The sequence below is a fragment of the Polaromonas sp. P5_D5 genome (assembly GCF_054049435.1).
Genome location: NZ_JBFUMJ010000002.1, coordinates 411,822 through 430,196 on the forward strand (window position 1 = coordinate 411,822; position 18,375 = coordinate 430,196).

At 63.5% G+C, this 18,375-nt stretch carries 19 protein-coding genes and 1 tRNA gene; 15 read left to right on the forward strand and 5 right to left on the reverse strand.

Translation table 11 applies throughout. From position 1 onward, the window contains the following. Positions 1 to 19: 19 nt before the first annotated feature. From ACXJKE_RS08670 to ACXJKE_RS08680, 3 genes are all read left to right on the forward strand, one after another. Positions 20 to 1,009 (forward strand): Bug family tripartite tricarboxylate transporter substrate binding protein, encoded by a 990-nt coding sequence (locus ACXJKE_RS08670; RefSeq protein ID WP_457280186.1) that lies wholly within the window; start codon positions 20 to 22, stop codon positions 1,007 to 1,009. 155 nt (positions 1,010 to 1,164) lie between these two features. After that, complete coding sequence (locus ACXJKE_RS08675) at positions 1,165 to 2,157, forward strand: ABC transporter substrate-binding protein (RefSeq protein WP_457280187.1); 993 nt, start codon at positions 1,165 to 1,167, stop codon at positions 2,155 to 2,157. 81 nt (positions 2,158 to 2,238) lie between these two features. Next, positions 2,239 to 3,204: a DMT family transporter gene (locus tag ACXJKE_RS08680; RefSeq protein WP_457280188.1), complete on the forward strand. Its 966-nt coding sequence runs from the start codon at positions 2,239 to 2,241 to the stop codon at positions 3,202 to 3,204. Positions 3,205 to 3,375: 171 nt separating this feature from the next. On the opposite strand, the gene ACXJKE_RS08685 is transcribed toward ACXJKE_RS08680, so the two are convergent. Next, entirely contained in the window at positions 3,376 to 3,993 is a 618-nt protein-coding gene (locus ACXJKE_RS08685; protein ID WP_457280189.1) for a TetR/AcrR family transcriptional regulator, read from the reverse strand. A gap of 122 nt (positions 3,994 to 4,115) precedes the next feature. Here ACXJKE_RS08685 and ACXJKE_RS08690 point away from each other — a divergent pair, with 122 nt between their 5' ends. From ACXJKE_RS08690 to ACXJKE_RS08730, 9 genes are all read left to right on the forward strand, one after another. Continuing rightward, positions 4,116 to 5,414: an NAD(P)/FAD-dependent oxidoreductase gene (locus ACXJKE_RS08690; RefSeq protein ID WP_457280963.1), complete on the forward strand. Its 1,299-nt coding sequence runs from the start codon at positions 4,116 to 4,118 to the stop codon at positions 5,412 to 5,414. After that, on the forward strand, positions 5,411 to 6,220 hold the full coding sequence (locus ACXJKE_RS08695; RefSeq protein ID WP_457280190.1) for a DUF1365 domain-containing protein: 810 nt from the start codon (positions 5,411 to 5,413) through the stop codon (positions 6,218 to 6,220). The genes ACXJKE_RS08690 and ACXJKE_RS08695 overlap by 4 nt, the downstream gene beginning before the upstream one ends. Positions 6,221 to 6,262: 42 nt before the next feature. Next, complete coding sequence (locus ACXJKE_RS08700) at positions 6,263 to 7,540, forward strand: class I SAM-dependent methyltransferase (RefSeq protein ID WP_457280191.1); 1,278 nt, start codon at positions 6,263 to 6,265, stop codon at positions 7,538 to 7,540. A 50-nt stretch (positions 7,541 to 7,590) separates the two neighbouring features. Further along, a complete protein-coding gene (locus tag ACXJKE_RS08705; RefSeq protein WP_457280192.1) occupies positions 7,591 to 8,118 on the forward strand; it encodes a chalcone isomerase family protein in 528 nt (175 codons plus the stop codon). Next, on the forward strand, positions 8,115 to 9,428 hold the full coding sequence (locus tag ACXJKE_RS08710) for an MFS transporter (RefSeq protein ID WP_457280193.1): 1,314 nt from the start codon (positions 8,115 to 8,117) through the stop codon (positions 9,426 to 9,428). The genes ACXJKE_RS08705 and ACXJKE_RS08710 overlap by 4 nt, the downstream gene beginning before the upstream one ends. After that, positions 9,425 to 9,973 carry a DUF3833 domain-containing protein gene (locus ACXJKE_RS08715; protein WP_457280194.1) on the forward strand — a complete coding sequence of 183 codons (549 nt, stop codon included), beginning with the start codon at positions 9,425 to 9,427 and terminating at the stop codon, positions 9,971 to 9,973. The genes ACXJKE_RS08710 and ACXJKE_RS08715 overlap by 4 nt, the downstream gene beginning before the upstream one ends. Positions 9,974 to 9,979: 6 nt before the next feature. After that, a complete protein-coding gene (locus ACXJKE_RS08720) occupies positions 9,980 to 10,771 on the forward strand; it encodes an SDR family NAD(P)-dependent oxidoreductase (protein ID WP_457280195.1) in 792 nt (263 codons plus the stop codon). A 6-nt stretch (positions 10,772 to 10,777) separates the two neighbouring features. Further along, complete coding sequence (locus tag ACXJKE_RS08725) at positions 10,778 to 11,215, forward strand: nuclear transport factor 2 family protein (RefSeq protein ID WP_457280196.1); 438 nt, start codon at positions 10,778 to 10,780, stop codon at positions 11,213 to 11,215. 120 nt (positions 11,216 to 11,335) lie between these two features. Then, complete coding sequence (locus ACXJKE_RS08730; protein WP_457280197.1) at positions 11,336 to 12,166, forward strand: alpha/beta fold hydrolase; 831 nt, start codon at positions 11,336 to 11,338, stop codon at positions 12,164 to 12,166. A 102-nt stretch (positions 12,167 to 12,268) separates the two neighbouring features. On the opposite strand, the gene ACXJKE_RS08735 is transcribed toward ACXJKE_RS08730, so the two are convergent. After that, positions 12,269 to 12,342 (reverse strand) — tRNA-Gly (locus ACXJKE_RS08735). A 214-nt stretch (positions 12,343 to 12,556) separates the two neighbouring features. Between ACXJKE_RS08735 and ACXJKE_RS08740 the strand changes: the two genes are divergently transcribed. From ACXJKE_RS08740 to ACXJKE_RS08750, 3 genes are read left to right on the forward strand one after another with little or no spacing between them, the layout of a single operon-like run. Next, positions 12,557 to 13,237, forward strand: coding sequence for a methyltransferase (locus ACXJKE_RS08740; RefSeq protein WP_457280198.1), 681 nt, complete (start codon positions 12,557 to 12,559; stop codon positions 13,235 to 13,237). Next, the gene (locus tag ACXJKE_RS08745) at positions 13,237 to 14,910 is read left to right on the forward strand and encodes a transporter substrate-binding domain-containing protein (RefSeq protein WP_457280199.1); all 1,674 of its coding nucleotides are present in this window, start codon (positions 13,237 to 13,239) and stop codon (positions 14,908 to 14,910) included. The genes ACXJKE_RS08740 and ACXJKE_RS08745 overlap by 1 nt, the downstream gene beginning before the upstream one ends. Further along, positions 14,903 to 15,556, forward strand: coding sequence for an ABC transporter permease subunit (locus ACXJKE_RS08750; RefSeq protein WP_457280200.1), 654 nt, complete (start codon positions 14,903 to 14,905; stop codon positions 15,554 to 15,556). Before ACXJKE_RS08745 ends, ACXJKE_RS08750 begins: the two co-directional genes overlap by 8 nt. An 18-nt stretch (positions 15,557 to 15,574) precedes the next feature. Here ACXJKE_RS08750 and ACXJKE_RS08755 read toward each other — a convergent pair whose 3' ends face one another. From ACXJKE_RS08755 to ACXJKE_RS08765, 3 genes are all read right to left on the reverse strand, one after another. After that, positions 15,575 to 16,024, reverse strand: a complete 450-nt coding sequence (locus tag ACXJKE_RS08755) for a DsrE family protein (protein ID WP_457280201.1) — start codon at positions 16,022 to 16,024, stop codon at positions 15,575 to 15,577. A 138-nt stretch (positions 16,025 to 16,162) separates the two neighbouring features. Further along, positions 16,163 to 17,710, reverse strand: a complete 1,548-nt coding sequence (locus ACXJKE_RS08760; RefSeq protein WP_457280202.1) for a tripartite tricarboxylate transporter permease — start codon at positions 17,708 to 17,710, stop codon at positions 16,163 to 16,165. After that, complete coding sequence (locus tag ACXJKE_RS08765) at positions 17,710 to 18,132, reverse strand: tripartite tricarboxylate transporter TctB family protein (protein ID WP_457280964.1); 423 nt, start codon at positions 18,130 to 18,132, stop codon at positions 17,710 to 17,712. The genes ACXJKE_RS08760 and ACXJKE_RS08765 overlap by 1 nt, the downstream gene beginning before the upstream one ends. Positions 18,133 to 18,375 lie beyond the last annotated feature (243 nt).

The following is an 18,375-nucleotide window of genomic DNA, read 5'->3' on the forward strand; positions in this document are numbered from 1 at the left end:
AATCATCAGGAGACATTTCATGAAACAGCGCCGTCATCTTCTTCATCTTCTAGGGGCCAGCGCCATCCTGGCAGCCGGCACCCTGCTGCCGATGTTTGCCGCCGCCCAGGGTGCCTACCCCAATCGCCCCATCAAGTTCGTGGTGCCCTACGCGGCCGGCGGCCTGCCCGACACCGTGGCCCGCATTTTTGCGCAGCGGCTGGGCGACAAGCTCGGCCAGTCGGTGGTGGTCGACAACCGGCCGGGCGCCAACGGGGTGGTGGCCGCGCAGGCGCTGGCCACCGCCCCGAAAGACGGCTACACCTTCCTGGTGACGGACGGCTCGATGTTCTCCATCAACCCCGCCATCTACAAAAGCCTGGGTTACGACTTCAAACGTGACTTCATGCCCGTGTCGCTCGCGGCTCGCGCGCCGCTGTACCTGGCGGTTCATCCCAAAGTACAGGTCAATACATTTCAGGAGTTCATCGCGCTCGCCAAGGCCAAACCGGGAACCTTGAACTACGGCTCTTCGGGCATTGGCAGCACGCACCATCTGACCATGGAGGCGCTGAAGGCATCGCTCGGCCTGCAAATCACGCATGTGCCGTTCAAGGGCACGGGCCAGTCGGTTCCGGCGCTGATCGGTGGACAGGTCGACGTGTTGTTCTCGGCGCTGCCGTCCCTGGCCGGTTTTGTGAAAGGCGGGCAGGTCAAGCTGCTGGCCAACAATGCGGCCCAGCGCTCCAGCCAGGAGCCCAATGTGCCGGCGATTGCGGAAACCATTCCTGGGTTTGACTTCGCGCCCATCGTGGGCGTGCTGGCCGCTACGGGCACGCCGGCGAGTGCGATAGAGCGCATCAGCGCCGAGATGGCCCAGATCGCCAGGATGCCGGAAGTCATCACCACGCTGAACAACGCCGGCATCGAGCCCATCGGCAGCAGCCCTGCCGAATACAACAAGGCCATCCTCGGTGAAAACGAACGCCTGGCCAAGGCCATCGTGGCCTCCGGCATCAAGCCGGAATAAGGAGCCGCCCACAAAACCCTCCTGGCGTTGTTGCGCCGCCTTGCCGTGCTGTAGCACTGTCTGCGGCGACGCGCCTAGCCAGGACCGCTCCGCTGGGTTTTGTGAACGTCTCTAAACCTTCAATCCATCAAATCTCTCAAGGAACACACTGCGACATGTCAAAACTGAAACTGACTTTCGGCTGCTGGAACTATGACCGCACCCGCGCCTTGATGGACGGGAGCGTGCAGCCCGACGGCATCGACCTGAACTATCTCAACATGCCGGTGGAGGAAACCTTCTTTCGCATGCTCAGGCACAAGGAATTTGATGCGGCTGAAATGTCGCTCTCGTCGTACACCGTGTCCCTGTTCAACGAGTCGCGGCCGTTTGTGGCGATTCCGGTGTTTCCCTCGCGATTTTTCCGCCATTCCTGCATCTACGTGAATGCCAGGTCCGGCATTCGCGAGGCGAAGGACTTGATAGGCAAGCGCGTCGGCAACCCCGAGTACCAGATGACAGCACCGGTGTGGATACGCGGCATCCTGTCCGACCACTATGGCGTCCCTGTCGACAGCGTGACCTACTTCACCGGCGGCGAGGAAGAGCCCGGCCGCTCTGAAAAGATCAAGCTGGATTTGCCGCCCAACATCAAGGTCGAGCGCATTGGCCCCGGGCAGACATTGGCGCAGATGCTGCTTGACGGCGAGATCGACGCGCTTTACACCGCGCGCATGCCTTCGAGTTTTCTGAAGGGGGGCGGCAAGGTCAAGCGCCTTTTTGAAGACTACGAACAGGTCGAACGCAATTACTTCAAGGAAACGAAAATATTCCCCATCATGCATACGGTGGCGATTCGCCGCGACGTGTACGAAGCCAACCGCTGGGTGGCGCGCGCGCTGATGAAAGCGCTGGAGGAGTCCCAGCGGCGCACGTATGAAGACCTGTACGAAACAGCGGCGCTTAAGGTCATGCTGCCCTGGCTGACTTCGCACGTCGAGCAGGTCAAGCGTGAGATGGGTGAAGACTTCTGGCCTTACGGATTCGAAAAGAACGAAGCCACGCTGCAGACCTTCTTGCGGTACTCGTTTGAGCAGGGCCTTTCAAAGCGGTTGCTCACGCCGCAGGAGCTTTTTGCCCCCGAGTCACTGGAAGCTTTCAAGATCTGACATGGTGATGAATGCTCCTGTTTTGATAGCTGCTTGCGCCCGTCTTATAAGGGCTTGATGCCGATTTGATGCTTGATCTGGATGTCTGATACCTTTTTCGGTTACCTGCTGGCCAGCGTTGCGCTGCTGCTTTTCACGGTCTCCATTCTGGTCACCAAGGTGGCATCCAGCCGCCTGGAGCTTGGCCTGGGCTTTCTCATCGCAGCTTCCTCCAACGTGGCGTTTTCTGCGTTGGCCACGCTGGTGCAGATGGGCCTGCGCACGGATGGCTTGCATTGGAATGCGCAGGCGTTCTGGCTTTTTGCCGCTGCCGGTGCGTTTGCCACCTACCTGGGGCGCTGGTTTTTTTACGAGTCCGTGGTGCGTTTCGGACCGGCCAAAGCCAGCGTTTTCCAGATCAGCAGCCCGCTGTTCACCGCACTGATGGCCTGGCTGCTGCTGGGAGAGCGTCTGAGCATGCTGGTGGCGCTGGGCATGGTCATGACGATAGGCGGCCTGATGCTGGTCAGCTACAAGCCCGGTTTTTTTTCGCGCCGCGCTTCCACGGCAGCACTGGCGCCCGACGGAGGCCCCGCACCTGCGCCTGTGCAATCCACCGCGCTTCAGCGGGCGCTGCAATCCGCTTTTTTGCTGGGTATGGGCAGCTCGCTGGCGTATGCGATCGGCAATGTGCTCAGGGGATCGGCGGTGCGCAGCTGGAATGAACCCGTCGTGGGCGCGCTGATAGGCGCCGCCAGCGGCCTGGCGCTGCTCCTGGTTTTCAGCGCCGACAAGGGTGCGATGGCGGCCCGCCTGCGCTCAGCCAGCCGCAGTGGCATGGCGCTGTACGCCCTGATCGGCGTGACCACCATTTCAGCGCAGATGTGCGTGATCGGCGCCATGCGCTACATCCCGCTGTCCGTTGCCACACTGGTCACGCTGTGTACGCCGGTGTTGGTTTTTCCGCTGAGCCATCTGCTGTTCAAGGACCAGGACGCCATCAAGGCCACCACGCTGGCGGGCAGTGGCTTGACTTTGCTGGGTATCTTCATCATCGTGATGCGTTGACGCACCGACCCTGACCCGGAAACTCAATACCGCAGTGCCAAAAGGGCACGCAGCCGGCACAGCCCCGATGGTTGGGGTACGCGGTTACGAAGGAACTCAAGGCACAGATATCCTGGAAGGCTCCGAAGCAGTTATGCCGGTCCCTAAGGTCGGCCCCCTGTGCGCCGGCAATCAGCGGGCTTCAAGGCCTTCAAAGCACGTGCTCAGCACCAGGGCGACAATTTCATCGTCAGTGTACAGCTCTCCCATTTTCAAAAATTCCAGCACGGGATCGCAGGCGCGGGCATACAGGGTATACAGCACCGCAATGGGCGGGAGCTTGGGGTTGAGGGCGCCTTGTGCCTGCGCCGCCTCAATCCAGGCTCCCAGCCGGTCACTCACGTCCATAAGCCCGTCCATGTAGTCCTTGTTGGCTATCAGCGCGGTGCGCAGGCTGGAGTTCTGGCTGGGTAGCGAGGGCATTTCACCCGCCAGCTTCAGGCCCATGGTCCAAGCCACTACTTTGCGCAGCTTGTCCACGGCGGACAACTCGGGCTGCAAGTCGTCCAGAAAGGCCTGCGCCCGGCGCATGACGGACACCATGGCCGCCGCGGCGAGGTCTTCCTTGCTGGGGAAGTGCTTGTAAAGGCTGGCTTTGGCAATGCCCACGTCGGCCGCCACTTCGTCCACCGTCATGGCTTCAAACCCTTTTTCAGCCAGCAAACGGTTCACCGACTGGATGATGGCGTCTTCACGCGCCAGCAGCATTTGTGCCTTGAAGGAGGCCTTGGGGGGGAGGGGGCTCGTCATGCTGTGATTTTAGCCAGTTTAGTTTGAAAAAAGAATTATGAGGAAATATTAATACTGAATAGTTTTAATAAATACTGAGTAGTATAGAATTGACCTGAGCAATTCAAGGAGTGCGGGTGTCAATCAAAGTAGCCATCGTCGGTTCGGGTATTTCAGGCTTGGCGGCCGCCCACGCCCTCAGGGGCAAGGCAGACATCACGCTGCTGGAGGCGGGCGCCTGGTTTGGCGGGCATACCCACACCGTCGACGTGACGCTTCCCACACCGCGCGGTGAGGTCACCCATGGGGTGGATACAGGATTTCTGGTCCTTAACGAGCGCACTTACCCGCAACTGATCAAGCTCCTGGCGGAGCTGGACGTGGCAAGCGTCAAGTCAGAGATGTCGTTTTCGGTGCAGACCGACGATTTTGCCAACGGCCGCACCATGGAATGGAGCGGCTCCAGCCTGAACACCGTGTTTGCGCAACGCGGCAATCTGGCCAACCCGCGCTTTTGGGGCATGCTACGCGACCTGCTGCGCTTTAACGCCCTGACCAGTCGCATGGCCCAAAGCGGAACCGATGCGCAACTGGGCCAACCCCTCGGAAAGTTCCTGGACGAGCACGGCTTCGGTGCCGCGTTTTGCGACTGGTACTTCCTGCCCATGATGGCCTGCATCTGGAGCTGCCCCACCGCGCAGATGCTGCAGTTCCCGGTGTCGACCATGGTGCGCTTTTGCCACAACCACGGCTTGCTGCAAATCACCAACCGCCCCCAGTGGTGGACCGTGCAGGGCGGTGCCAGGCGCTATGTCGAAAAAATCATCGAGGGCATTGCGGACAAGCGGCTGAACACCCCGGTGCGCCGTATCGAACACGTTGGCAACACGCCGGACGGCAAAGCCAGCGTGCGCATCCACACCGACGCGGGCGCCGAGCTGTTTGACAAGGTCATCATCGCCACTCATTCCGACCAGGCCCTGCGCATGCTGACCGCGCCGACGGCGCAGGAGCGTGAAACCCTGGGAGCCATTCACTACCAGTCCAACAAGGCCGTGCTGCACACGGATGCCTCCGCCCTGCCGACGCGCAGGGCCGCATGGGCGGCCTGGAACTACGAGCGCGCGGGCGGAGCCGGGCAGGAGGGCGCGCGGGTGTGCCTGCACTACCTGATCAACCGCCTGCAGCCTCTGCCCTGGGAGCAGCCGGTGGTCGTATCCCTGAACCCGGTACGCCCCATCGCACAGGAAAAAATCATCGGCGAGTACGACTACACCCACCCGGTTTTCGATCTGGCCGCCGTGGCGGCGCAAACCCGCATGCCGGCGCTGCAGGGCAAAAACCATCGCTACTTTGCGGGCGCGTGGATGGGCTACGGCTTTCATGAAGACGGCCTCAAGGCCGGGCTGGCTGCCGCCGCGCAGCTGTTGGCGGACGCATGAGCCAGCCCGTGCCGCTCATCGGTTTCGGCCAGGTGCGCCACACCCGCCTGCGCCCGCGGCGCCACGCGTTTGTTTACCCCACGTACTTCCTGATGCTGCCGCTGCGCAGCCTGCAAAAGCAGGCGCCGCAACCGGGCCAGTGGCGCATCAATCGCGGGGGCGCGCTGAGCTTTTTCGAGGCCGACCACGGCGACGGGCGCGCGCCGGAGCAGGGCGGCGCCATCGCCTGGCTGGACGAAGTGTTGCGGCGCGAGGGCATCCATGACGCGACCGGCGAGGCCTGGCTGCACACCTATCCGCGCGTGCTGGGCTACACCTTCAAGCCGGTGAGCTTCTGGTATTGCCACCGCGCGGCGGGCGACCACGAGGGCGGTCTGCGCGCCATCGTGGTGGAAGTCAACAACACCTTCGGCGAGCGTCACTGCTATGTGCTGGACGCCCCGCGCTATGGCGTGGAGCAGCGCGCGGACAAGGTGTTTCACGTCTCCCCCTTCAACCCGGTGCAGGGCCACTACCGCTTTCGCTTCATGCGCAGCGAACACGGCGAACAGGACGGACAGGCGCGTACGGTGGCCCGCGTGGATTTCTACGACGAAGTCGTCGCCGACGCCGCCGTGCTGCAGACCAGCGTGAGCGGCACGCTGCAGGCCATCACGCCCGCCGTCCTGCGCGGCGCCTTGTGGCGCTATCCCGCGATGACGCTGGGCGTGGTGCTGCACATCCACGTCCAGGCGTTGCGCCTGTGGCTGAAAAAAGTGCCTTTCTTTCGCAAACCCTCGCCGCCGCAAAGCCTTGTCTCGCGCTAGAGGCGCACGCGCAATGCATAAGCCCCATTCCAGGAGTCCGACATGAACGCCGTTACCCGCACCGTCCAAGGCCTTGCGTTTCCAAATGATGCGCCGGCCGCCGCCCGAAGCGCGCTGCGCCTGCTGCAAAACCTGCGCCACGGCGCGCTGACCCTGCACCTGCCCGACGGCTCGCAGCGCCGCTTTGGCGAGCACCCGCAGCAGCACGACATGCATATGCCCGGACACCCCAGCGCCAGCATCACCTTGCACAACTGGAAGGTGTTCGGCGCCGCGCTCAAGTCCGGCGACATTGGCTTTGCCGAGAGCTACATCGCCGGGGACTGGAGTACGCCCGACCTGACCCAACTGCTCAAGCTGTTCTCCGCCAACCGCCGGGAGGTCGACGCCATGATCTTCGGCACATGGTTCGGGCTGCTGCTGTACCGCGTCAAGCACCTGCTGCACCACAACAGCCGCGCCAACAGCCGCAAGAACATCCATGCCCACTACGATCTGGGCAACCCGTTTTACCGCCTGTGGCTGGACGAGACCATGAACTACTCCGGCGCCTGGTTTGACGGCGACCTGTCCCGCTCCTTGCCCGAGGCGCAGAACGCCAAGGTGCGCCGCGCGCTGGAAATGGCCAATGTGAAGTCCGGCGACCGCGTGCTGGAAATCGGCTGCGGCTGGGGCGCGCTTGCCGAGCAGGCCGCCGTCGAACGCGGCGCGGCCGTGGTGGGCGTGACGCTGAGCACCGAGCAACTGGCCTATGCCAATGCCCGCATGCAGCGCCTGGACGTCGGCACCGGCGCGGGCGGGCGGGCCGACCTGCGCCTGCAGGACTACCGCGACATCCAGGATGCGCCGTTCGACGCGATCTGCTCCATCGAGATGGTGGAAGCCGTGGGCCAGGCCTATTGGCCCACCTACTTCGCCACCGTGAGCCGCCTGCTCAAACCCGGCGGGCGGGCCTGCGTGCAAAGCATCGTCATCAACGACGCACTGTTCGACCGCTATGTCGGTTCGACCGACTTCATCCAGCAGTACATCTTTCCCGGCGGCTGCCTGCCTTGCCCGCGGGAGTTCCGCTGCCAGGCCCAGGCCGCGGGGCTGGAGGTGGTGGACGAATTCGCCTTCGGCGCGGACTACGCCGAGACGCTGCGCCGCTGGCGCGACGCCTTCATCGCCCGCAAGGCCGAGGTGGCGGCGCTCGGCTTTGACGAACGGTTTATGCGCATCTGGGAGTTTTACCTGGGCTACTGCGAGGCTGCCTTTGACACGGGTGATATCAACCTGATGCAGTACACCTTGCGCAAACCTGAAGCGCTTTCGATATGAAAAACGCATCTGCTTGCGCGATATTGGCGGTCATTGGGTGCTTGTCTTGCTTGCAAGTTCAGGCTCTGCCCCTGCCGCAAGAGCTGCGCTCCGCCTTGCCCGCGGCCAGCCTGTCGGGTCAGGCTAATTTGAAATTCTGGGGCCTTGAGGTTTACCGGGCGACCCTCTGGGTCGCACCAGGATTCGACGGGCCAGCCTATGAAAAAAGCCCGTTTGCGCTGGAGCTGGCTTACCTGCGTGACTTCAAAGGGGCCGACATTGCCCGGCGATCCATTGCGGAGATGCGCCGCCAGGCGCCCGTCACCCCCATGACCCCGGCGCAGGAAGTTGCCTGGGAAAACCAGATGCGCGCGCTGTTCCCGGATGTCAAAACCGGCGATCGCATCACCGGGGTGCACCAGCCCGCCACGGGCGCGGTATTCTGGAGCAACGGCCGCCTGCTCGGTGAAGTGCGCGACCCGCTGTTTGCCAAACTCTTCTTCGGTATCTGGCTGTCACCGCAAACCTCCGAGCCGCAAATGCGCCGCGCGCTGCTGGCGCAGGAGAAATCCCCGGCCCCGGTGGGTGCCGCACCATGAATTCCTCTATGGCCGCGCGCATCGAAGCGGAGCCCCGGGTTCTGGGTCTGAGCGGCGGGGCGCGCTACGGCCTGCTGGGGTTGCCCCTGGCGTTTTGCGCCTTGCCGCTGTATGTATTAATGCCCAATCTGTACACGCGCCATTGGGGCGTCTCGCTCGCGGCGTTGGGCGCCGTGCTCCTGGGGGCGCGCCTGCTTGATGCGGTCATTGATCCGTTGTTGGGCCGCTTGTGCGATCGACTCTATGTCGTCTCGCTTCGCGCCGTGCTGGTGATGGGCGCATTGGCGGGAGCCGTTCTCGCCGTGGGATTTTCTTTTTTGTTTGTGCCGTTGGTGAGTGATCCCACCGCACTGCTCTGGTGGGCGGGGTTCTGGCTGGTCGTGACCTATGCAGCCTATAGCGCTTTGTCTATTGCGCACCAGTCCTGGGGCGCCATGCTGGGCGGCGACGCGCTGTATCGCAGCCGCGTCGTGGCCTGGCGCGAGGGGCTGGGCCTGGTGGGCGTGCTGCTCGCGTCGGTCACGCCCGCGCTGCTGGGCGTGACCGTCATGCTGGCCCTGCTGGTCGCCGGCCTGGCAGGCGGCTGGTGGACCTGGCGCGCGGCGCCCCGGCCCGAGCGCGGCCATGCGGCGGCAAGCGCCGCGGACAGCACCGCCGGCGCGCTCCGGCACCCGTGGCGCAACCCCGACTTTCGCCGCCTCCTGGGCGTCTACCTGCTCAACGGCATCGCCAGCGCCATCCCTGCCACGCTGGTGCTGTTTTTCCTGCAAGACCGTTTGTTGGCCAGCGAGGCCATGCAGTCCGCCGCGCTGGCCGTGTACTTTGTGTGCGGCGCGCTGTCCATGCCGCTGTGGCTGCGCGGGGTCAAGCGCTGGGGGCTGGCGCACAGCTGGCGCTTTGGCATGCTGCTGTCCATCGCGGTTTTTCTGGGCGCGAGCCGGCTGGGCGCGGGCGACGCGCCCTGGTTTTTGCTGGTGTGCGCCTTGTCCGGCGCGGCCCTGGGCAGCGACCTGGTCCTGCCCGGCGCGCTGCTGGCCGGCGTCATTGCCAGGGCCGGTGACCGCGGTCGCGCCGAAGGGGCTTACTTCGGCTGGTGGAACTTCGCCACCAAGCTCAACCTCGCGCTGGCCGCCGGCCTGGCCCTGCCTTTGCTCGGCTGGCTCGGTTATGTGCCCGGCGTGCGGGACGCCAACGCCTCCGCCCTGCTCACCGCCGCTTACTGCCTCCTGCCCTGCGCGCTCAAAGCCCTGGCGGCCGGCGCGCTCCATTTTTTCATCCTCCCAACCACGGCCCAGCCGCACACCCCATGACACAACGCACTTTTTTCCACCGCTCACGCCTTCTCGCCGTCGTCGTGTGCGCTGCCTTGCTGGGCGCATGCAGCACGCCGCAAGTGCAGGACTACGCCAGGGAAACCCCGGTGCTGGAACTGCGCGACTACTTCAACGGCACGCTCGACGCCTACGGCATCTTCACCGACCGCTCCGGCAAGGTCGTCAAGCGCTTTAGCGTGGTGATGACCTGCACCTGGAAGGGAGACGCCGGCGTGCTCGACGAAGCCTTCAGCTATTCCGACGGCACGACCCAGCGGCGCATCTGGCGCCTGACGCGCCATGCCGACGGCCACTACACCGGCCAGGCCGACGACGTGGTGGGCACCGCCGAGGGCCGGCAAAGCGGCAACGCCTTCAACTGGGCCTACACCCTGGCCTTGCCGGTGGACGGCCGGGTCATCAACGTGCAGTTTGACGACTGGATGTACCTCATGAACGACAAAGTCATGCTCAACAAGGCCGCCATGCGCAAGTGGGGTGTGGGCCTGGGCGAAGTGACGCTGTCCTTCACCAAGCGATAGACAGCCATGGCACTGAACTCTCGCATCGCGGACTGGCGCGGCCGCACGGTCTGGCTGGTGGGCTCCTCCACCGGCATAGGCCGAGCCACCGCATCAGCGCTGCACGCCCGGGGCGCGAAGGTGGTGGTGTCGGCCCGCGGCGCGGATGCGCTCAACGCCTTCGTCGACGCACACCCCGGCGCCCTTGCCCTGCCGCTGGACGTGACCGACGCGTGCGCGGTCAAGGCCGCGGCATCGGCCCTGGCCGCCCAGGATGCGTTGGACTGCGTCGTGTACTGCGCGGGCCACTATCACGCCATGGACGCCGCCCACATGGACCTGGCCGACCTGCTGCGCCACAACGAAGTCAATTACCTCGGCGCGCTCTACATGCTGGACGCCGTGGTGCCGCAGCTGCTGGCGCGACAGCCGGATACGCGCACCGGCCAGCGCGGCCACATCAGCCTCATGGGCAGCGTGGCCGGCTACCGGGGCCTGCCCAACAGCCTGGCCTACGGCCCCACCAAGGCCGCGCTCATCAACCTCGCCGAGACCCTGTACCTGGACCTGCACGCCCAGGGTGTCGGTGTCTCGCTGATCAACCCCGGCTTTGTCAACACACCGCTGACGCAACAGAACCAGTTCAAAATGCCCGCCTTGATCAGCCCCGAACAGGCGGCGAGCGAAATACTGCGGGGCTGGGCACGCGGAGAATTTGAAATCCACTTCCCCAAACGCTTTACCCTCTGGATGAAAGCCTTGCGGCTTTTGCCTTACCCCTTGTTTTTCGCGGCGACCCGCCGCCTCAGGCAGGCCTAGAAATTCATGAACTTCGCCAACTACGCTGTCGACCGCATTGCAGACACCTTCCAGACCCTCACCCCCGCGGGCGTGGAAACGCTGGGCGCCATCTACGCTCCCGATGCACGTTTTAAAGATCCGTTCAACGATGTGCATGGCTTGCCCGCGATCCAGCAGATCTACAGCCACATGTATGAGACCCTGGAGAACCCGCGCTTCGTCATCACCGGGCGCATCGTGCAAGGCACGCAATGCTTTCTGACCTGGGAGTTCCACTTTGCCTTCAAACGTTTTCAGCGGGGAAGGGCGCAGTGCATCCTGGGCGGCTCGCACCTGGTGCTGGACGGCGAAGGCCGCATCACGCTGCACCGCGACTACTGGGACGCGGCTGAAGAACTCTATGAAAAGCTGCCCGTGGTCGGCAGCCTGATGAGGTGGTTGAAGCGGCGCGGGAATCCGTAAGACGGGCTGGCCCGCAGCGGCCTGACCTTGCCGGGCATATTCATCATCGTGATGCGCTGGCCGCTGCCAACGGCAATCACGGCTTGACATCCAAGGTCTGCGATCAGTATCGTCATAGCCATGAAAACAATGAAGCTGGTTGAAGTTCCTGGCGCTTTGCTGGCTGTGGAATACGAGGCAAACCACGGCGCAACTGGCACGCCGGTTGTCTTGCTGCACGCCAACGTCGCAGACCGGCGAATGTGGCAAGGCCAATGGAACTGGCTGGCAACAGCTCACCCTGTAATCAGCTACGACCGCCGCGGCTTTGGAGCGTCGCGCACAGTGAGTCCAACGCCGTATTCAAATGTGGCCGACCTTTGGGATGTGATGGATTCTTTGGGATATGACCGTGCGGTGTTGGTAGGCTGTTCCATGGGAGGCCGCGTCGCCATCGACGCCGCATTGGCGCGGCCAGACCGGGTGAGCGGTTTGGTGGTTGTTGCGCCCGGGGTGAGCGGTGCACCGGCGCCGCAATACGGGGATCCGGTCAAAGCACTGATGGATGCGATCAGCGCCGCTGCGGCGCAGGGCGACCTGGATGCAAAGAATGAGCTTCAGGCTCGTCTCTGGCTGGACGGCCCCTTGAGTCCGCCGGAGCGAGTAGGAGGTGAGATTCGCCAGCTCTTCCTCTCGATGAACGGTAGCGCTTTACGGGCCGCCAACCCTGGCCCGGCATCCGAAGAACCTTCAGCATGGGAACAGCTGGAAGCGATCAAAGCGCCTACGCTCGTGATGTGGGGCGATCTTGACCTCCCGCACTTGCAGGAAAGATGCGCGCTTGTTGCGCGGCGCATACCCGGGGCCCAAAGCTTGGTACTTCAGGGCGCGGCGCATCTGCCGGCACTGGAAGCCCCCCAGGAATTCAACCTGGCTCTCGGGCGATATTTTGAAAGTTTGCTGCGGCGATAGAGATAGCCAGCCTTTGCCATGAACATCCTTTGCAGGACCTTGGCGCAACAGTTGAGGTCGGATGCTAAATCTTCAAAGAACTTAAAGACCTTGTTCGAAATCTGGAGCGGGTGAAGGGAATCGAACCCTCGTATGAAGCTTGGGAAGCTGCCGTTCTGCCATTGAACTACACCCGCGTTTGGGTGGCTGCTGATGAACCACTTGGCGCTGAGCCGCGCCGGTAGCGGGCTTGCGGCGAATTTTACACTGCGGTGCCAGCTTCAAAGGCATGGGCAAGCGGCGCCTGCCTGTAATCACAAAGGTGTATCCATAGGTTACTATCGCTCGACCGTGCTTCAAGCCGGCCGCCCCAGTGTCAAAGCCGCCTTTCGGGATGCAAGAAGAATTGTTTTGAACGAAACCAATTTATTCAGTCCGAGCGAATACACCGCCGCTTTGCTGCTTTACCTGCGCAAGCACCCGGGGCGTGTGCATGCGGCCCGGGCGCTGGAGATGGGGCCGGGCAGCGGCGTGATCATGGCGATGCTGCTGGCACTGGGCGCGCAAAGCGCGCTGGGCGTCGAGCTCGAGGCGCTGGCCGTGCAGGCCACGCAAAAACTGCTGGACCAGGAAGGGCTGCAGGCCAATGCCAGCCTGCTGCAGGGCGACATGTGGAGCGTGTGCGGCGACGCGCGCTTTGACCTGGTGGTGACCAACCTGCCGCAGTTCGCGGCCGAGCACATCGAGGGCGATGGACGGCTGCCGAGTTGGAGCGCCGGCGGTATCGACGGCCGCCGCAGTGTCGACCCCTTCCTGCAGGGCCTGGCCCGCCACCTGGCGCCCGGCGGCCTGGCCGTCATGACCCACAACGTGTTCCTCGATTTCAGCAAGACACAGGCGATGGTCGAGGCCCTGGGCCTGCAGGCGCGCATCGCCTACTGTGCTTCGGTGCCTTTGCCCGCGCACAAGCAGGTCAGCCTGAGCCCGCAGGTGCTGTCGCGTTTCTTGGGGGAGGGCATCCACAGGATGGGCTCCTACTGGTTTGTCGACTTCGACCTGGTTGAAATCAGCTGGAAGCACGAGGAAGCTTGATGCGAATCCGCGGCGTGGTTGAAAGCCGCTTTGCCATGCGCCGCGTGCTGGCCCTCAGCCTGGCACTGCTGTGTTTCACCGCGGCCGCCCAGGACGGCCGGCCGCCGCAACAGCCGCCGCCCGCGGCCCAGGCCGGCGCGCCGCAAGGCCGGAATTGCGACCAGGCGGTGGATGTGTTGTCGCGCGTGCTGTGCACCAAGACCCTGAGGGTGGGCGTGCGCACCGGCTATCCGCCGTTTGCCTTCGAGGACGCGGCGGGCGCGCTGCAGGGCTTTGAAATCGACCTGGCGCACCAGCTGGCGGGCTCGCTCGGCGTTGAGCCGGCGTTTGTGGTGGTCACGCCCGCCAACCGCCTGGCGCTGCTCGGCGAAGGGCGGGTCGACATGGTCATCGCCACCATGGGCCACACCTTGCAGCGGGACCGTGAAGCCCTGTTCGTGAGGCCGCACTACTACCAGTCGCAGACCATTGTGCTGGGGCGCAAAGAGCTGGAGATCGGGGGGCTGGTCAAGTTGCGCGGCAACACGGTCTGCGTGACGGTGGGCAACAGTACCAATGCCGAGCTGTCGGTCAATGGCGCGCGCCTGAAGTTGTTTGACAAGGCCTCCAGCCTGGTCGATGAGCTTCGCCTGGGCGGTTGCTCGCTGGTCGCGCAGGACGACAGCTTTTTTGCGTCTTACCTGCAGCAGCCCGCGTTTGCCGCGGCCTACGACACCAAGTTCGGCTTCGCCCCGCTGCCCTGGGGCGCGGCCGTGTCACGCAACGGCGGCGCGCGCCTGGCGGACGTGCTGGCGCTGTCGATGCAGCAGCTGCACATCTCGGGCGCCCTGCAGGCGCTGGCCAAAAAGCACGGGGCGGACTCGCCCTTCCTGGCGCAGCAGCGCCGGCTCTGGTCCGGCAGCAACTGCGCGCAGATCAGCGCCCTGAACGATCCGGCCTGCGTGATGGCGCCGCTGGACAACCAGCTGCAGCCCACCTCCTTCGCGCCCCTGGTCGACCGGCTTGAGAACTTCATCTACCACACCACCGGCACGCGGGTCACGCTGGCCATGTTCAAGATCTGGGTGGCGCTGGACCTTCTGCTGGAAGGGGTCTGGTTCTCCGTGCTGCTGGTGGTGGGCGCCGTGCTGGCGACCTGGGCTTTCGCGCTGGCCTTTGGCGCGGGCCTCACGTCCCGCATGCGCTGGCTGCGCTGGTCCATGCGCTGCGTGCTGTGGCCCATGCAATCGACGCCGCTGATTTTGCTGATGATCCTGGCCGGCGTGGTGGTCGGTGCCATGGGCGCCACCTCGCCGCTGGTCGCGCTGGCCGCTGCGGTTCTGGTGCTGGGCCTGTTCAACGGCAGCAACGCCGGGCAGGCCGTCGCGGAGGCCATGCTCACGCTGCGCGAGGAGCGCGCACAGGCCCGGCCCGCCCTGAGCGCGGCGGTCTACCGGGCCCGCGCGCAAATGGTGGCTTTCATGGTGAACGCCACCCGGGGCAGCCCGGCCGCGTCGGTGATGGGCGTGCCCGAGCTGCTGGCCGCGCTGACCGACGTGGCGTCGTTTTCCAGCGAACGCATCAACACCTACACTTTCCTGCTGATCTTCTACATGCTGCTGGTCGCGGTGGTGCACAAGCTGGCCGACGTTTGGCAGTCGCGGCTGGCCTTGAGCAGGGCTTCCTATGCTTGAGCTGCTGCCGCGCTTTATCCCGGAATTCCTGGCCGCCCTGGTCGTCAATTTCCAGATCGCCATTTGCGCGCTGCTGGGCGGCATGCTGCTGGGCGCGCCGCTGGCTTTTGCGCGCTTTCGCAACGGCCTGGCTGCCACGCCGGCTGCCTGGCTGGTCGCGCTGATGCGCACCGTGCCCACCTTTGTGGTGATGTTTTTCCTGGTCAACGTCGTGCCGGCCATAGGTTCCCCGCACCGGCAGTTCACCATGACGCCGTGGCTGGCCGTGGTGCTGTCGCTCACGCTGTATGCGGCGGCCTATGTGTCGGATCACGCGGTCGAGGCCATGCGGCAGTTGAGAAGCGGCTCGCCCGTGGCCGCCATGCTGTTTGTGATGGGCCTGGTGCGCGCGTTTTTTGTGATGGTGCTGTCTTCGGGTTTCGGCGCGGCGGTCGGCGTGGTCGAGGCCACAACGATCACGCTGCGCGCCATCGAAACCCTGCCCAAGGCCGGCGACCGGGTGCTGCTGATAGGCCTGGTGATTGTGATCTTTACCGTCTGCTTCCAGCTGATTTACCACCTCATCAACCATTGGCGCGGCAAGCTCAACCAGCGTTTTCACCGGCCTGTGCAGGCGGCGCGGCTGGAAGGGGCGGAACAGCCTTGAGGGTTCGTCCCCCCCGGCTCACGGCCGCAGGTACGCCCAGCCTTCGTGCTGCTTCTTCATGATTTCCGTGACGCCGGCGGGCACATAGCTGATGCCGGCCAGCATGTCGTCCTTGGTCAGCTTCTGGCCGCGCATGGTGTTTTCGCAGGCGGTGACTTTGATGCCGGCCTTGGCGGCGTCGGCGATGCGGAAGCCGGTGGGGGATTCAAGCTTGAGCATGCCGATGCCCGGGCCGTAGGCGACGATTTCAATGTCGACGTTGGCGGCGCCCACGTCGTCCTGCAGGTTTTTGGCGTTGTTCAGCGCCAGGTTCCATTTGGCGGGGTCGTTGTCGCTGACCTGGATCACGATTCCATGACGTTTTGTGCCTGCAGCCCCCGCTGGTTGTGCGCGAGCAGCTATCAAAAAAGGAGCAAAAAGGGCCAGCGAGCCGACGGCCCCGGCCTGGATGAAGAGTCTGCGGTTCATGTTGGCGTGTCTCCTGAAGGGGAAGCTCATTTCAACACAACGGCCGCATGAAACAAGCCCCCAAGCTCGTGAGAGGCTTGGGGGCTTTCAGGGGCGGGGAGAATCGGCGGGCTCTACTGCTTTTGCCTCACGTTGACCTCATTTACCACCGGTTGCGGGTAGCGGCACGGCGGGCGCATTGCCGTCCGAGTGGATGTGATGGTCGGGCGCCTTGATCAGCTTCCGGACAAACACCACGACCTGCCACACGACCAGAGTTCCGATCATGGCCAGCAAGGTCCCGCTGATGGGTCGGTTGACGAACACGCTGAAGCTGCCCCGGCTGAGAAGCATGGCGCGGCGGAAATTTTCCTCCAGCATGGGGCCCAGAATAAAACCCAGCAGGAGTGGCGCGGCCTCCATCTCCAGGCGCAAAAACAAATAGCCCACCAGGCCGAACACGGCTGTGATGTAGATGTCGTCCAGGCTGTTGTTGATGCTGAAGGTGCCGATGCAGCAGAAAAAGAGAATCGCCGGAAACAGCACCGTGTAGGGAATCTTGAAGACCGACAGCCAGTAGCGCACCAGGGGCACGTTGAGGATGACCAGAAAGCAATTGCCCACCCACATACTGGCTACCAGACCCCAGAATAAATCGGGGTGGCTGGCGATCATGTTGGGGCCGGGCTGGATCCCCTTGATGACGAAGGCGGCCATCATCAGGGCCATGACGGCATTTTCGGGAATGCCGATGGCCATCAGCGGGATAAAGCTGGTGCGTGCGGCGGCCTCGTCGGCGGCGGCCTGCCCGGCCACGCCTTCGATGCATCCGGTGCCGATCTCGTGCTTGTATTTGCTGAACTTCTTGTCGGCGGCGTAGGCGGCGAACTGGGCAATCGTGGGGCCGCCGCCGGGCAGTATGCCCAGGACCGAGCCGATGATGCTGCCGCGCAGGGCGCTGGGGATGATGCGCTTGAACTCGGGCCAGGTCGGCATGAGCTTGATTTCGCCGTTGAACGGCGTGAGAACATTTTTGTTGTCGAGATTTTTCACCACCTCGGCAATGCCGAAGCAGCCCAGGGCGATGCTGATCAGGCCAATCCCGTCCATCAGGAACGGCAGGTCCATGGTGTAGCGCGCAGTGCCGCTGTTCACATCGGTACCGACCATCCCGAGCAGGACGCCGACCATGGCCATGGCCAGGCCGTTGAGCAGGCTGCCGCTGCTGACAAAGCTCACGCAGAAAAAACCCAGCAGCATGAGGGCGCAGTAGTCAGCCGGCCCAAACAGGAAGCCCACTTCACCCAATGGTTGAGCCAGGGTCGAAAGCACCACAATGGCCACGGTGCCGCCAATGAAGCTGGAAATGCCCGCGGTGAACAGGGCCAGGCCGGTCTTTCCCTTGAGCGTCATCTGGTAGCCGTCTATACAGGCGACGATGCTGCTGGCATGCGGGATCTTCATCGTGATGGCGCTCACGCTGTCGCCATATTGGGCCCCGTAGTAAATGCCAGCCAGCATGATGAGTGCGCCGCCGGTGGGAATGGAATAAGTCAGGGGCAGCAGCAGGCTGATGGTCGACAAAGGGCCCAGTCCCGGCAGCAGCCCGATGAGTGTGCCCACCGTGCAGCCAAGAGCGCAATAAAGAAGGTTTTGCCAGGTCAGCGCGTGCTCGAAACCCAGCGAGAGGTTATGCAGGATGTCCATCAGTAGAGGGGCAGGCTAAGGCCGAGAAAGTTTTTGAAGGCAAAGGCAACCAGGATCAGGCCTACCGAGATCTTGATGTTGCGCACCACGGAATACGACGTACCTGCAAGCGTGGAACAAAACACCAGAAATATGATGGCAAGGATCATGTTGATGTAGTGGGAGATCACTGCAAACCCGACGAGGCTCAGCAGAATGAGGGCGATATTTTTGACGCCGTAGTCCAGGGGGACGGGGTCATAGAAGTGCGAGCGCACCACTGTGAGCACGCCAATCACAAACAGCAGGGAGCTCACGATCAGGGGAAACATGCCGGGTCCGGAGCGGCTTAATTCGCCTACTGTGTAATTCAGCGACACCCCGCCAAAGAGCAGGGCGATCGCCATGAGGCAGAGGCCCCGCACGAAGTTACGGTTCTTCATGTTCATAGCGGTTTTCTCCATGGCTGCGCCGCTGCGGGCGTTATCACAAACGGGGGGTGATTCATCCGTGTCTCCTTGATGGTGGCCCTGCCTTTGGCTGGTGCACAAGTTGCAACCGGCTGGGGCGTTTGGGATGGAGCGGATGTTAGGAAGCGAGGCTTCCAATCGGCTTTCGTTTTACGCAGCCGAACTCAAAATACGTGTTATCACTAACAGGGCCGGTGGCGCCTGCGGCACCGCCGG

Excerpts from the sequence above, each read along its gene's own strand:
- ACXJKE_RS08670 (WP_457280186.1), top strand. The coding sequence starts at position 20 with ATGAAACAGCGCCGTCATCTTCTTCATCTTCTAGGGGCCAGCGCCATC.
- ACXJKE_RS08675 (WP_457280187.1), top strand. The coding sequence starts at position 1,165 with ATGTCAAAACTGAAACTGACTTTCGGCTGCTGGAACTATGACCGCACC.
- ACXJKE_RS08680 (WP_457280188.1), top strand. The coding sequence starts at position 2,239 with ATGTCTGATACCTTTTTCGGTTACCTGCTGGCCAGCGTTGCGCTGCTG.
- ACXJKE_RS08685 (WP_457280189.1), bottom strand. The coding sequence starts at position 3,993 with ATGACGAGCCCCCTCCCCCCCAAGGCCTCCTTCAAGGCACAAATGCTG.
- ACXJKE_RS08695 (WP_457280190.1), top strand. The coding sequence starts at position 5,411 with ATGAGCCAGCCCGTGCCGCTCATCGGTTTCGGCCAGGTGCGCCACACC.
- ACXJKE_RS08700 (WP_457280191.1), top strand. The coding sequence starts at position 6,263 with ATGAACGCCGTTACCCGCACCGTCCAAGGCCTTGCGTTTCCAAATGAT.
- ACXJKE_RS08710 (WP_457280193.1), top strand. The coding sequence starts at position 8,115 with ATGAATTCCTCTATGGCCGCGCGCATCGAAGCGGAGCCCCGGGTTCTG.
- ACXJKE_RS08715 (WP_457280194.1), top strand. The coding sequence starts at position 9,425 with ATGACACAACGCACTTTTTTCCACCGCTCACGCCTTCTCGCCGTCGTC.
- ACXJKE_RS08720 (WP_457280195.1), top strand. The coding sequence starts at position 9,980 with ATGGCACTGAACTCTCGCATCGCGGACTGGCGCGGCCGCACGGTCTGG.
- ACXJKE_RS08725 (WP_457280196.1), top strand. The coding sequence starts at position 10,778 with ATGAACTTCGCCAACTACGCTGTCGACCGCATTGCAGACACCTTCCAG.
- ACXJKE_RS08730 (WP_457280197.1), top strand. The coding sequence starts at position 11,336 with ATGAAAACAATGAAGCTGGTTGAAGTTCCTGGCGCTTTGCTGGCTGTG.
- ACXJKE_RS08745 (WP_457280199.1), top strand. The coding sequence starts at position 13,237 with ATGCGAATCCGCGGCGTGGTTGAAAGCCGCTTTGCCATGCGCCGCGTG.
- ACXJKE_RS08750 (WP_457280200.1), top strand. The coding sequence starts at position 14,903 with ATGCTTGAGCTGCTGCCGCGCTTTATCCCGGAATTCCTGGCCGCCCTG.
- ACXJKE_RS08755 (WP_457280201.1), bottom strand. The coding sequence starts at position 16,024 with ATGAACCGCAGACTCTTCATCCAGGCCGGGGCCGTCGGCTCGCTGGCC.
- ACXJKE_RS08760 (WP_457280202.1), bottom strand. The coding sequence starts at position 17,710 with ATGGACATCCTGCATAACCTCTCGCTGGGTTTCGAGCACGCGCTGACC.
- ACXJKE_RS08765 (WP_457280964.1), bottom strand. The coding sequence starts at position 18,132 with ATGAAGAACCGTAACTTCGTGCGGGGCCTCTGCCTCATGGCGATCGCC.